This is a genomic window from Glycomyces niveus, assembly GCF_017592475.1.
Classification (GTDB): Bacteria; Actinomycetota; Actinomycetes; order Mycobacteriales; family Micromonosporaceae; genus Glycomyces; species Glycomyces niveus.
Genome location: NZ_JAGFNP010000013.1, coordinates 59,488 through 71,844, shown reverse-complemented (window position 1 = coordinate 71,844; position 12,357 = coordinate 59,488). Strand labels below are relative to the sequence as shown.

General features: G+C 70.9%; 9 protein-coding genes, 2 tRNA genes, 1 other RNA gene and 1 pseudogene. 3 read left to right on the top strand and 10 right to left on the bottom strand.

Annotated elements, in window-relative coordinates; translation table 11 throughout:
• Window positions 1–2: 2 nt before the first annotated feature.
• From J5V16_RS20150 to J5V16_RS20135, 4 genes are all read right to left on the bottom strand, one after another.
• Window positions 3–1,232, bottom strand: coding sequence for an ABC transporter permease (locus J5V16_RS20150; RefSeq protein WP_208498776.1), 1,230 nt, complete (start codon window positions 1,230–1,232; stop codon window positions 3–5).
• 96 nt (window positions 1,233–1,328) lie between these two features.
• Window positions 1,329–2,033, bottom strand: a complete 705-nt coding sequence (locus tag J5V16_RS20145; protein ID WP_208498775.1) for an ABC transporter ATP-binding protein — start codon at window positions 2,031–2,033, stop codon at window positions 1,329–1,331.
• A complete protein-coding gene (locus tag J5V16_RS20140; protein WP_208498774.1) occupies window positions 2,030–3,112 on the bottom strand; it encodes a peptidoglycan-binding protein in 1,083 nt (360 codons plus the stop codon). The genes J5V16_RS20145 and J5V16_RS20140 overlap by 4 nt, the downstream gene beginning before the upstream one ends.
• Window positions 3,112–3,642, bottom strand: coding sequence for a hypothetical protein (locus J5V16_RS20135; protein ID WP_208498773.1), 531 nt, complete (start codon window positions 3,640–3,642; stop codon window positions 3,112–3,114). Before J5V16_RS20135 ends, J5V16_RS20140 begins: the two co-directional genes overlap by 1 nt.
• A gap of 129 nt (window positions 3,643–3,771) precedes the next feature.
• On the opposite strand from J5V16_RS20135, the gene J5V16_RS20130 reads away from it, so the two are divergent.
• Window positions 3,772–4,428, top strand: a complete 657-nt coding sequence (locus tag J5V16_RS20130; protein ID WP_208498772.1) for a response regulator transcription factor — start codon at window positions 3,772–3,774, stop codon at window positions 4,426–4,428.
• An 11-nt stretch (window positions 4,429–4,439) separates the two neighbouring features.
• Window positions 4,440–5,606 (top strand): sensor histidine kinase, encoded by a 1,167-nt coding sequence (locus tag J5V16_RS20125; RefSeq protein ID WP_307793027.1) that lies wholly within the window; start codon window positions 4,440–4,442, stop codon window positions 5,604–5,606.
• Between the two features lie 50 nt (window positions 5,607–5,656).
• On the opposite strand, the gene J5V16_RS20120 is transcribed toward J5V16_RS20125, so the two are convergent.
• Together J5V16_RS20120 and ffs are read right to left on the bottom strand one after the other, a co-directional pair.
• A tRNA-Thr gene (locus J5V16_RS20120) sits at window positions 5,657–5,729 on the bottom strand.
• Window positions 5,727–5,820, bottom strand: an RNA gene (gene ffs / locus J5V16_RS20115) — signal recognition particle sRNA small type. The genes J5V16_RS20120 and ffs overlap by 3 nt, the downstream gene beginning before the upstream one ends.
• A gap of 125 nt (window positions 5,821–5,945) precedes the next feature.
• Between ffs and J5V16_RS20110 the strand changes: the two genes are divergently transcribed.
• Window positions 5,946–6,033, top strand: a tRNA-Ser gene (locus J5V16_RS20110).
• A gap of 248 nt (window positions 6,034–6,281) precedes the next feature.
• Here the strand turns inward: J5V16_RS20110 and J5V16_RS20105 are convergent.
• The 4 genes and pseudogenes from J5V16_RS20105 to amrB form a co-directional block, all read right to left on the bottom strand.
• Window positions 6,282–8,792: pseudogene (locus tag J5V16_RS20105) on the bottom strand (ATP-dependent Clp protease ATP-binding subunit); the annotation flags it as partial.
• Between the two features lie 391 nt (window positions 8,793–9,183).
• Window positions 9,184–9,540, bottom strand: a complete 357-nt coding sequence (locus J5V16_RS20100; RefSeq protein ID WP_208498769.1) for a histone-like nucleoid-structuring protein Lsr2 — start codon at window positions 9,538–9,540, stop codon at window positions 9,184–9,186.
• Between the two features lie 252 nt (window positions 9,541–9,792).
• Window positions 9,793–11,250, bottom strand: coding sequence for a lysine--tRNA ligase (gene lysS / locus J5V16_RS20095; protein WP_208498867.1), 1,458 nt, complete (start codon window positions 11,248–11,250; stop codon window positions 9,793–9,795).
• 291 nt (window positions 11,251–11,541) lie between these two features.
• The gene (gene amrB / locus J5V16_RS20090) at window positions 11,542–12,348 is read right to left on the bottom strand and encodes an AmmeMemoRadiSam system protein B (protein WP_208498768.1); all 807 of its coding nucleotides are present in this window, start codon (window positions 12,346–12,348) and stop codon (window positions 11,542–11,544) included.
• Between the last annotated feature and the right edge of the window lie 9 nt (window positions 12,349–12,357).

Genomic DNA, 12,357 nt, shown 5'->3' with positions numbered 1-12,357 from the left:
GTTCACTGCGCGGCAAGGGCCTCCGTCGGCGACAGCCGCGACGCCCGCACCGCCGGGTACAGGCCCGCGACCGCCCCGATGAACAGCGTCGCCGCCACACCGCCGGCGCTCGCCCAGTACGGGACCACCGCCGGCCAGCCCTGCGAGGACGCGTACCCGACCGTGACCACGGTCCCGATGAGCACCCCGCCCAGGCCGCCCAGCGCGCTCAGCAGGAGCGACTCCGCCAGGAACTGGGTGCGGACCTGTCCCTTCGTCGCCCCCAGCGACCGCCGCAGCCCGATCTCGCTGCGCCGCTCCAGGACCGAGATCACCATCGTGTTCGCGACCCCGACACCGCCCACGAGCAGCGCCACCGCACCCAGGCCCAGGAGCATCCCGGTGAACGCGCTGTCCACCGCCTGCTGCGCTTCGAGGGCGTCCGACGGCCGCGACACCGACATCTCGTCCGGCGCCGACGGGTCCGCCGTCGCCGCCAGCACGCCCGCCACATCGAGCACGTAGGCGTCCTGCGCGCGGGTGTAGACCGTGGTCGCGTGCCCGTCGAAGCCGAGATACGCCTCCGCGGCCGCCCACCCGACCAGCACGGTCAGGTCGAGCTCCGGGGCGAGCACCACCGGCTCCAGGACGCCCACCACCGAGAACCACTGCCCGCCGAGGTACACCTCGACGCCCGCGCCGGTCACCCCCAGCTGCTCGGCGGCGCTCGCGCCGAGCACCACCGCGGGGTACCGGGACGTGGCCTCGTTCAGCCACACCCCGTCGGCGAGTTCGGCGCCCACGGTGCCGAGGATGCCCAGCTCGGCGGCGCACACGGTCATGCCGCCGGACTGCGCCTCCGGGATCCGGTCGGTGCGGTACACGTGCACGTCCGGCACCTGGCCGACCGCCGCGACCCGCTCGACCGGGCCGATCCGGGCGATCATCGCGACCGCCTCGTACGGGAGGACCCCGACCTCGCCGCTCATCATCGACGTCCCCGGCGAGACCGTGAGCAGGTTCGTGCCCAGCGACTCGAGCTGCCGGTCGAGCTCGGCGCGGCTCGACGACGAGATGCCGACGACCGCGATCATCGCCGCGATCCCGATCGCGATGCCCAACGCGGACAGCCACGCCCGCAAGGGGCGGGTGCGCAGCCCGGTCGCGCCGACCCGGAGCACGTCGCCCGGGCGCATCCTCGCGGCCCTGAGCGTCTTCACGGCGTCGGCGGGTGCGGGTCGGAGCGACCGCATCCGCGGCGAACCGTTGCGCCGCTTCGCCTCCACGCCGTCCAATGGGGATGTTGGTCTCGGCGGTGCTCCGCCGGGCTCATCGGGGGGCGCGTCCATTCAGACCACCTCCCCGTCGCGCATCGCGACCTGCCGCGGCAGGGACTTCGCGATGTCCTGGTCGTGCGTGATGACCACGACCGTGGTCCCGGCCGCGTGCAGTTCGTGGAGGAGCCGCATCACGCCGGAGCCGGACACGGAGTCGAGGTTCCCCGTCGGCTCGTCGGCGAGGAGCACCGCCGGCTCGCCCACGATCGCGCGGGCCACCGCCACGCGCTGCCGCTCGCCGCCCGACAGCTCGTTCGGCAAGTGGTGCAAGCGGTGCGCGAGCCCCACCTGGTCCAAGGCCGCCGCGGCGCGCGCCCGCCGCTCAGGGGAGCGCCGCCCCGAATAGAGCAGGCCGTCCGCGACGTTGTCGAGGACCCGCTGCCCCACCGCGAGGTGGAACTGCTGGAACACGAACCCGATCCTGGTGGCGCGCAGCGCGGACAGCTGCTTGTCGCGCAGCCGCGCCACATCGAACCCGTCGATGCGGACCGTGCCCTCACTGGGCCGGTCGAGCGTCCCGATGAGGTGCAGCATCGTCGACTTGCCCGAACCGGACGGGCCGACGATCGCGCACATCTCCCCCGCGTCGATCCGCAACGTGACCCCGCGCAGCGCCCGCACACCGCCCGGATAGGTCTTGGAGACGCCGTCGAGCTCGACCACCGGCCGCGGCCCCGTCCCCGGACCGGCCGCCGCGGCTCCGGCGAGGACGCTCATGAGGGCACCACCACGGCCATGCCCGCCTCGAGGCCCTCGCCGCTCACTTCCACGGTCCCGTCGGCGAACAGGCCCGTCTCCACCGCGATCACCTCGGTCGCGGACCCGGTCGCGATCTCCAGCCCGTACCCGCCGCCCGAGAGGCCCAGCAGGGCCTCGACCGGGACCGTGAGCACGTCCTCGGCGGTGTCGCCCGCGAAGCCCACGTCGACCGCGGCCTGGTCGAGCCCGTCGAACACGGCCGGATCGTCCGCCTCGACCGTCACCTCCAGATACGTCGTGGCCTCGGTGCCGCTCTGCGCGTCCTCCTCGGACACGAGCGTCGCCGCGTCCGCCACCGTGCCGGTCGCCTCCGTCCCGTCCGGGAGCGTGATCGCGACGGCCGCGCCGACCGCCACCAGCTCCTGGTCCTCCAACTCGACCTCGACCGTGACGACCTTTCCCAGGCCCGTGTAGTCGAGGACCGGCGAGCCCGGCTGCGCCGGGTCGCCCGGCTCCACGCCGACCGTGTCCACCCGGACCTCCCCGGGCGCGTAGACGACCTGGCCGAGCGCGACCGCGCCCGTCTCGGTCACACCCAGGTCCTCCTGCCACGCCTCGACCGCCTCGGCCGTCGCGTCCGTGTACTCGCCGTCCACCGTGAACCCCTCATAGCCGAGCGCCGCGAGGTTCTCCTCGAACTGCTCCACATCCGCGCCCTCGGCGCCCGACGCGAGCGTCCGATACGCCGGCAGCGACCCGTACAGGAGCGTCACCGGCTCGTCGTCGACCGCGTACAGCTCACCGCCGCGGCCGATCACGTCGCCCGCCGACGGCAGGGCCGTGAACGTCCCCGAACGCAGGCAGTCGAGGCCGATCACGTCCCCGTACCCGAGGTCCCCGGCGACCGTGACCGTCTCGGTCAAGGTCTGCTGCTCGACCTCCGCGGTCGCCGGCGTCTCCTGCGACGCGCCCGCCTCGGCCTCCTCGAAGAACGCCCGCGGATCGAACCCGAGGGCCGCAGCGGCGGCCCCGGCGGCGGCGACCGCGACGGCGGCCGCGGCCACGACGGCGCCGCCCTTGCGGCGCTGGCGGGCCATCACTCGTCCCCGCCATCGGTCTCGGGGCCGTCGCCGCGCTCGGGCCGCAGCTCCGCGCACGCCTCGTCGGCCTGCTGGAACTCCTCGCTCTGCGGGTCGAAGCCCATGTCGCCGTTCATGATGATGCCGCCGTTCGGCTCCGGGTCGGGGAACGACTCGATGCCGTTCTCGCGCATGCACGCCGCGTACTCGAGCAGCGCCTCGTAGATCGCGGGGTCGATCGTCGCGTCCTCGCCCGGACCCGGCCGGAGGTCCTCGCAGGCGTCCTCGGCGGCCTGGAACTCCTCGCTCTCAGGATCGAGTCCCTCCGGCAGGGACAGCCCCATCCGCCCCTCGCCGTCGAGATCCGGGTCCGGGAACTCCTCGATCCCGTTGTCCCGCATGCACTCGGAGTAGGCCAGCGCCTGCTGCTCCATGTCTTCGGGGCCGCCGCCCCCGCCGTCGCCGCCGCCGCCGTCGTCTTCGCTGCTGCAGGCGGCCGCTGCGAGGGCCAGCAGGCCTATGAGGAGTGCGATCGTGTGTCGCCGCATGGCGGTTCTGTCCTTTCGTCGCTGCCGGGAAGGTCCCGGCGGCGGCTCCAGTACAGTCGCGGCGGCATTGCGCGGCCGTAAGGCGAAGCGGCAACGCCGCGGCAATACCGGGCGGGCCATGATGGGGGCATGAGGATCCTGGTGGTGGAGGACGAGCCGCTGCTCGCCGATGCCGTGGCCGAGTGGCTGCGGGGTGAGGCGCATGCGGTGGACGTCGCGTTCGACGGGGCGGCGGCGCTGGAGCGGTTCGGGGTGAACGACTACGACGTGGTCGTCCTGGACCGGGACCTGCCGGGCGTGCACGGGGACCAGGTGTGCCGGGCGATCAGCGCCGGGCACGGGGAGACGCGGGTGCTCATGTTGACGGCGGCGTCGGATGTCGACGACCGGGTGACGGGTCTCGCGTTGGGCGCTGACGATTATCTGCCGAAGCCGTTCGCGTTCCGGGAGCTCGCGGCGCGGGTCGCGGCCCTGGGCCGGCGGGCGCGGGCGGCGGCGCCGCCGGTGCTCGAACGGGCCGGGATCAGCTTGGACGTGCATCTGCACCAGGTGTTCCGGGACGGCCGGTATGTGCCGTTGTCCCGCAAGGAGTTCGCGGTGCTCGCGGAGCTGCTGCGGGCGGACGGCGCGCCCGTTTCGGCGGAGCTGCTGCTGGAGAAGGCGTGGGACGAGCACACGGATCCGTTCACGCAGGCCGTGCGGATGACGATCCTGAAGCTGCGGCGGAAGCTCGGCGAGCCGCCCGTGGTCCTGACGGAGCCGGGAGTGGGGTACCGGATCAGGTGAAGGCACGGCAGGTGGGGCGCATCAGGCTCACGCTCCGGGCCCGGTTGACGCTGGTGTACGGGGGGTTGTTCATCGCGGGCGGCGCGCTGCTGCTGGCGTTGACGTACAGCATGGTGCAGCAGGCGATCCCGGACGGGGACCAGATCTTCCAGGGGTTCAAGCAGAGCGGGGAGGAGGTGCCGCTGCCCGATGAGGATCCTTTGGTGCAGAGCCAGAACCTGCGGATCTTCGCGACGGGCAAGCTGTGGCAGGAGGCGCTCGACACGCTCCGGAACCAGGGGATACAGGCGCTCGCGGTGGTGGGGATGGGCACGTTCGGGCTGGGGTGGGTGGTCGCGGGGCGGATGCTGCGGCCGTTGCAGCGGATCACGGACACGGCCGCGCAGATCGCCGAGTCCCCGGCGGCGGACAAGGGCCTGCACCAGCGGATCAAGGTGAGCGGGCCGCGCGACGAGCTGCGGGACCTGGCCGAGACGTTCAACCGGATGCTCGAGCGCCTCGACCATTCCTTCGACGGCCAGCGCGCGTTCGTCTCGAACGCCTCGCATGAGCTGCGGACGCCGTTGACGGTGACGCGGGCGCTGCTGGAGGTGGCGGTGCACCGCAAGGACGCTTCGGCGGACGTGCGGCTGCTGGGCGAGACGCTGCTGGAGGTGAACGCGCGGCACGAGCGGCTCATCGAGGGGCTGCTGCTGCTCATGCGCTCCGACCGCGAACTCGCCGAACGCTCCTATATGGATCTTGCGGACGTCGCGGAGCACGTGGCCGCGCAGACTCCCGCCGGCGGGGTCGCGGTGACGGCGGACTGCGAGGAGGCCCCGACCCGGGGCGAGCCGGTCCTGCTCGAGCGCCTGGCGCAGAACCTCGTCGAGAACGCGATCCGCTACAACACGGCCGCGGACGGCTGGGTGCGCGTGACGACCCGCCGCGACGGCGACACCGCCGTCCTCGAGGTCGCGAACTCGGGGCCCGTGGTGCCCGCCTTCGAGGTCGAGGGGTTGTTCGAGCCGTTCCGCCGTCTCGGCACCGAGCGCCTCGCCACCGCCTCCAAGGGCGCCGGCCTCGGCCTCTCCATCGTCCGCGCCGTCGCCACCGCCCACGCCGGCCACGCGACCGCCGCGGCCCGCCCCGAAGGCGGGCTCACGGTCACGGTGACCCTCCCGGCCGCCCCGGATTGAGCCGTGGGAACGACGAAGGCCCCGGTGGGAACCGGGGCCTTTCGGCTTTGAGCCGCCTGACGGAATCGAACCGTCGACCTATTCATTACGAGTGAATCGCTCTGCCGACTGAGCTAAGGCGGCTGGGTCCCCCACGCACCCGCCAGAGCCCGCTTATCCTTGCTGCCTTCCGGCCCTGGGGAGGTTCACAAGATGACGCCGCATGGGAGACGCCCAACAGCCTACCGCACGCGGGGCGCGATTCCGGAACCGGGAGCACCCCCAGCGGCCTGATGCAACGCAGGTCACCTCTCGCATCCCGGTTGGAGGCGGTTCGGGGCGTCGGGTAAGGTACTCGGCGGAGGATTCGCATAGTGGCCTAGTGCGCACGCTTGGAAAGCGTGTTGAGTGAAAGCTCTCAGGGGTTCGAATCCCCTATCCTCCGCCACCAGGAGTTGAAGGAAGCCGGAGCACAATGCTCCGGCTTTTTTCGTGCCCTCGGGCGGGGACGAGTCGGCGCGTTCGGGCGGGTACACAGCAGGGGCGGGACCGTGCGGTCCCGCCCCTGTCTGCGTGCGTCAGGCTCCGCGGTTAAGCGGCGCCGCCCTGGCCCACCTGGCCGCCGCGCGGCCCGGCGCCCGGGCTCTTCGGCGGCATGGTGCCCGTGCCCGCTCCGGGGCTCTTCGGGGCCCGCTCGCCCGCGAGCTCCGCCGGCGGCGTGTCCGGCACGCCCGCGGGCTTGTCGGCGCCGCGGAACGTCAGGTGCGTCTTCTCGACGTCCTTCGGGTCCCCGTCGACGTCCACGATCACGATCTGACCGGGGGTGAACTCGTTGAAGAGGATCTTCTCCGAGAGCGTGTCCTCGATCTCGCGCTGGATCGTGCGGCGCAGCGGCCGCGCGCCCATGACCGGGTCGTAGCCCTTGTGGCCCAGGTACAGCTTCGCGTTGTCCGTGAGCTCCAGGGCCATGTCGCGGTTCGCGAGCTGGTCCTCGATGCGCTTGACCATGAGGTCGACGATCGCGACGATCGCCTCCTGCGTGTGCTTCGGGAACACGATCGTGTCGTCGATGCGGTTCAGGAACTCGGGGCGGAAGTGGTTCTTCAGCTCCTCCGAGACCTTCTCCTTCATCCGGTCGTAGTCGCCGCCCTCGGACGCGTCCGCCTGGAAGCCCAGCGACACGGCCTTGCCGACATCCTTCGTGCCGAGGTTCGTCGTCAGGATCAGCACCGTGTTCTTGAAGTCCACGATCCGGCCCTGGCCGTCGGTCAGGCGGCCGTCCTCGAGGATCTGCAGGAGCGTGTTGAACACGTCCGGGTGGGCCTTCTCGATCTCGTCGAACAGGACCACGCTGAACGGCTTCCTGCGGACCTTCTCGGTGAGCTGCCCGCCCTCGTCGTAGCCGACGTAGCCGGGAGGCGCACCGACGAGGCGCGAGACCGTGTAGCGGTCGTGGAACTCGGACATGTCCAGCTGGATCAGCGAGTCCTCGGAGCCGAACAGGAACTCCGCGAGCGCCTTCGCCAGCTCGGTCTTACCCACACCGGACGGGCCGGCGAAGATGAACGAGCCGGACGGCCGCTTCGGGTCCTTGAGCCCGGCGCGGGTGCGGCGGATCGCCTTGGAGACGGCCTTGACCGCGTCCTCCTGGCCGATGATGCGCTTGTGGAGCTCCTCCTCCATGCGCAGCAGGCGGGAGGTCTCCTCCTCGGTCAGCTTGTAGACCGGGATGCCGGTCCAGTTGGCGAGGACCTCGGAGATCATCTCCTCGTCGACCTCGGTGACCTGGTCCAGGTCGCCGGCCTTCCACTCCTGCTCGCGCTTGGCGCGCTTCTCGTGGAGGCGCTTCTCGGTGTCGCGCAGGCGCGCGGCGGCCTCGAAGTCCTGGGCGTCGATCGCCGACTCCTTCTGGCGGCGCGTCTCCGCGATCTCCTCGTCGATCTCGCGGAGGTCCGGCGGTGCGGTCATCCGGCGGATGCGCATGCGCGCGCCCGCCTCGTCGATGAGGTCGATCGCCTTGTCCGGCAGGAACCGGTCCGAGATGTACCGGTCGGCGAGCGTCGCGGCCTGCACCAGGGCGCCGTCCGTGATGGACACGCGGTGGTGGGCCTCGTAGCGGTCCCGCAGGCCCTTGAGGATCTCGATGGTGTGCGCCAAGGACGGCTCGGCCACCTGGATCGGCTGGAAGCGGCGCTCCAGGGCGGCGTCCTTCTCGAGGTACTTGCGGTACTCGTCGAGGGTGGTCGCGCCGATGGTCTGCAGCTCGCCGCGGGCCAGCATGGGCTTGAGGATCGAGGCCGCGTCGATCGCGCCCTCGGCCGCGCCCGCGCCGACGAGCGTGTGGATCTCGTCGATGAACAGGATGATGTCGCCGCGGGTCTTGATCTCTTTGAGCACCTTCTTCAGGCGCTCCTCGAAGTCGCCGCGGTACCGGGAGCCGGCCACCAGGGCGCCGAGGTCGAGCGTGTAGAGCTGCTTGTCCTTCAGCGTCTCGGGGACCTCGCCCTTGTTGATCGCCTGCGCCAGGCCCTCGACGGCGGCGGTCTTGCCGACGCCGGGCTCGCCGATGAGCACCGGGTTGTTCTTGGTGCGGCGGGACAGGACCTGCATGACGCGTTCGATCTCGCGCTGGCGCCCGATCACGGGGTCGAGCTTGCCGTCGCGCGCGGACTGCGTCAGGTTGCGGCCGAACTGGTCGAGCACGAGCGAACCGGACTGCTGCGCCTCCTGGGAGGTTCCGCCCGAGGTCGCGCCCGCGGGCTCCTTGCCCTGGTAGCCCGAGAGCAGCTGCAGCACCTGCTGGCGGACGCGGTTGAGGTCCGCGCCGAGCTTGATGAGGACCTGGGCGGCGACGCCCTCGCCCTCGCGGATCAGGCCCAGCAGGATGTGCTCGGTGCCGATGTAGTTGTGGCCGAGCTGCAGCGCCTCGCGCAGGCTCAGCTCGAGCACCTTCTTCGCCCGCGGGGTGAAGGGGATGTGCCCGGACGGGGCCTGCTGGCCCTGGCCGATGATCTCCTCGACCTGCTGGCGGACGCCTTCGAGGGAGATGCCCAGGCTCTCCAGGGCCTTCGCCGCCACGCCCTCGCCCTCGTGGATGAGGCCGAGCAGGATGTGTTCCGTGCCGATGTAGTTGTGGTTGAGCATCCTGGCTTCTTCTTGAGCCAAGACGACCACGCGTCGGGCACGGTCCGTAAACCGTTCAAACATGCGCTTCTGCTCCTCGCGTCCGCCGCTACTTGTCGTCGTTACTGGTCGTGGCTTGCAAAACCCTGTGGGTACACCTTATCTCCCGGGTCCGCGGACGACGGGTGCCACGTGGGTGACAACAAGCGTGCCTCTTCGACCATTCCCGGTGATAACAGGTTCGCTGTGAGCGCAATACCCGCGCCCCCGCCGCGGCAATCCCAATGGTGCCGCACGGGTACGACAAGTCCCGCGCTTTGGAACGCAGTGGGGTCCCGATCGTCCAAGGAACTGCGCTCTTCTTCCCGGAACGCCCGGTGTCCTTGTTCGCGGTACGCCCCCGCCCTTGTTCGCTGTACGCGAAATGCCCGCCCCCTGAGGGGAGCGGGCATGAAGTCGGTTCGCGGCGGCCGGACTAGTTGTGCGCGGCGTTGTATTCCTCGACGATCGCCTGCGGGATGCGGCCGCGGGGCGAGACGCGCTTGCCGCTGCGCTCGGCCCACTCGCGGATGGCCTTGTTCTGCTCGCGGTCGACCGTCTGGCGGCGGGGGGCCACGGCGCCGCGGACCGGGCCGCGGGGGGCGCCCAGGCTGTAACGGCCGAGTCGGGTGCCGGCCTCCTGGAACTTCTCCAGAGCGTCGCGCAGTTCCTTGGCGTGTCCCGCCGAGAGGTCGATCTCGTAGGCCTGCCCGTCGATAGCGAATTTGACGGTCTCCTCAGCCTTGCTGCCGTCGATATCGTCGATCAGGATGACCTGTGTCTTCTTCGCCATGGCAAATTCCTCTCGAACTGTAGCGACTCACCGCTGCCGGTACAACCGTCTTGCTAGTGCCAGAGCATATACGAGTCCATTAGCGAAGGGAAAGAGGGTGGGCACATCTATTTGTGAATACGCGGCTACCGTCCAGGTCACCTGCCCACTCGAATGGGCCCCGGGACTCCCGGGTTCCGGGCGAAAAGGGACCGCGCCGGAGGGGCCCTTGAAAAAAGAGGGCGGCCATCCGGCGCGGTTCCTTTGGCTTTGCTATTCGGGTTTCACCAGCGGGAAGAGGATGGTCTCTCGGATACCGAGTCCGGTGAGCGCCATAAGCAACCGGTCGATTCCCATGCCCATCCCGCACAGCGGCGGGAGGCCGTACTCCATCGCGCGCAGGAAGTCCTCGTCGACGCCCATGGCCTCGTCGTCGCCCTTCGCGGCCAGTCTGGCCTGCGCCTCCAGCCGCTCGCGCTGGATCACCGGGTCGATCAGCTCCGAATAGCCGGTGGCGAGTTCGAAGCCGCGCACGTACAGGTCCCATTTCTCGGTGAGGCCGGGAGTGGTGCGGTGACCGCGCGTGAGCGGGGAGGTCTCCTCCGGGTAGTCGAACACGAAGGTCGGCGCCGTGATGTGGTCGGAGACCAGCAGCTCGAACAATTCCTCCGCGAGTTTCCCGGCCCCCCACTTGGGGTCGACGCCGAGTTCGACTTTCTCCGCGTAAGCGCGCAGCGTCTCCAGCGGCGTGTCCACCGTCACTGTTTCTCCGAGCGCTTCGGAAAGGGACCCGAAGAGCGTGATCTCGGCCCACTCGCCGCCGAGATCGTACTGGGTGCCGTCCGCGAGTTCCACGGTCTCAGTGCCGAACACCGAACGCGCCGCGCCTTGAATGAGCGACTTCGTCAACCCCGCGATCGTGCGGTAGTCGCCGTAGGCCTGATAGGCCTCCAGCATCGCGAACTCCGGCGAATGCGACGAGTCGGCGCCCTCGTTGCGGAAGTTCCGGTTGATCTCGAATACGCGGTCGATGCCGCCGACGACGCACCTTTTCAGATAGAGCTCGGGGGCGATGCGCATGTACAGGTCCATGTCGTACGCGTTCATGTGCGTCACGAACGGCCGCGCGGTCGCCCCGCCCGGCTGCACCTGCATCATCGGGGTCTCGACCTCGACGAAGTCGCGGTGGTCGAGCTGCTCGCGCAGCGAGCGCACGACCTTCGCGCGGTTGCGGGCGTTCGCGCGCGCCTCCGGGCGCACGATGAGGTCCACGTACCGCTGGCGGACCCGGGTCTCCTCGGCGAGCGGCTTGTGCGCCACGGGCAGCGGGCGCAGGGCCTTGCCGGTGATGTCGAACGAGTCGGCCATGACCGACAGCTCGCCGCGCTTGGAGGTGATGACCTCGCCGGTGACGCCGATGTGGTCGCCGATGTCGACCAGGCGCTTCCAGTCCGCGAGGGCCTGCTCGCCGACCTGGGCGAGGGAGATCATGACCTGGAACTCGGTGCCGTCGCCGTCGCGCAGGCGGGCGAAGCAGAGCTTCCCGCCGGTGCGGACGAAGATCACCCGTCCGGTGGTGCCCACCGTGACGCCGGAGGACTCGCCGTCCTCCGAGAGGCCGGCGAACTGCTCGCGCAGCTCGGCGAGGGTGTGGGTGCGCGGGTAGCCGAGCGCGTAGGGCTCCTTGCCTTCGGCGAGGAGGGCGGCGCGCTTCTCGCGCCGGATCTGCATCTGCTCGGGAAGGTCGTCGCCGCTGTCGGTGTTCTGCTCGTGCTCGGTCACGCCTCCAAGCGTAGAGGTCGCCCCCGCGGCACAGCATGCGAGTTTCCCCTCATCGCACCGTGTCACACCGCCCCTGCGGGCGGGTGCGGCGGGCGGCTGCGCCGCTGGCGCGGCGCGCCCGGCGGCGGCCGTAGGGCGTGCCCCTTCCCACCCGCATCCGCCTCCTACCAACCAGAGAAATGCGACCACGGTCCCACACGGGTCCGACATGATCTCGGATGCGAGACGTCTTCGCGCTCGCTAATCGGCCAGGATCGCCCTTTCGATGGCGAAGGCCGGGTAGCCGACGACGCGGTCGGGCCTGCCGACGGTGTCGGCCGAGGTGGCCAGGGCGAGTTGGCGGGGGCGGCGGCCGGTGGCGTCGGCCCAGGCGAGCGTGGCGCGCAGGGCGAAGACGCCGCAGGCGTGCTGCGGGGCGATCTCGCGCGGGCGCAGGCTGCGGATGGCCTCGGCGGTGACGGCGTCGAGGCGCTCGGCGGTCGCCTGGTCGTGGTAGTGGGAGAGGTCCGTGGAGCAGATGACCACGGCGTCCTCCCCGGCCTCCTCGCGGAGCGCGGCGATGAGCCGGGCGCCGTCCGGGGTCAGGCCCATGCCGAAGGCGACGGGCGTGACCTCGATGTCCGGCCCGAGCGCGACCTGCAGGAACGGCAGCTGCACTTCGAGCGAGTGCTCGTGCTCGTGCGGGAGCCGCGACGAGCCGACCACGTGCGTCGCGGCCACGTTCACCTCCCCGAGCGGGGTCTCCCAGCGCGCGTAGGGCGCGGCGGCGTGCCCGCGGAGCGGGTAGTGGTGCGAGGGTCCGACGAGGACGACCCGCTTGACGCGGCCGCGGTGGGCGGCGAGGCGGGCGTAGACCTGGGCGGCGACGGGGCCGGAGTAGCGGTATCCGGCGTGCGGCGCGATGTAGGCGGCGGCGAGCGGTTCGCTGACCGGGCCGGCGGCGTCGAGCAGTCGCTCGATGTCGGCGCGGAGCTGCCCGGGGTCGGCCGGGTAGAAGCGTCCGGCGACGGCGGTGGGCCGTACGGTGTCTGACTTGATCGAAGGCATCGCAGGTCT

Coding starts and splice junctions, on each gene's coding strand:
- J5V16_RS20100 (WP_208498769.1), bottom strand. CDS start 9,540: ATGGCGAAGAAGACACAGGTCATCCTGATCGACGATATCGACGGCAGC.
- lysS (WP_208498867.1), bottom strand. CDS start 11,250: ATGCAGATCCGGCGCGAGAAGCGCGCCGCCCTCCTCGCCGAAGGCAAG.
- J5V16_RS20150 (WP_208498776.1), bottom strand. CDS start 1,232: ATGCGGTCGCTCCGACCCGCACCCGCCGACGCCGTGAAGACGCTCAGG.
- J5V16_RS20145 (WP_208498775.1), bottom strand. CDS start 2,033: ATGAGCGTCCTCGCCGGAGCCGCGGCGGCCGGTCCGGGGACGGGGCCG.
- J5V16_RS20130 (WP_208498772.1), top strand. CDS start 3,772: ATGAGGATCCTGGTGGTGGAGGACGAGCCGCTGCTCGCCGATGCCGTG.
- J5V16_RS20140 (WP_208498774.1), bottom strand. CDS start 3,112: ATGGCCCGCCAGCGCCGCAAGGGCGGCGCCGTCGTGGCCGCGGCCGCC.
- J5V16_RS20135 (WP_208498773.1), bottom strand. CDS start 3,642: ATGCGGCGACACACGATCGCACTCCTCATAGGCCTGCTGGCCCTCGCA.
- amrB (WP_208498768.1), bottom strand. CDS start 12,348: ATGCCTTCGATCAAGTCAGACACCGTACGGCCCACCGCCGTCGCCGGA.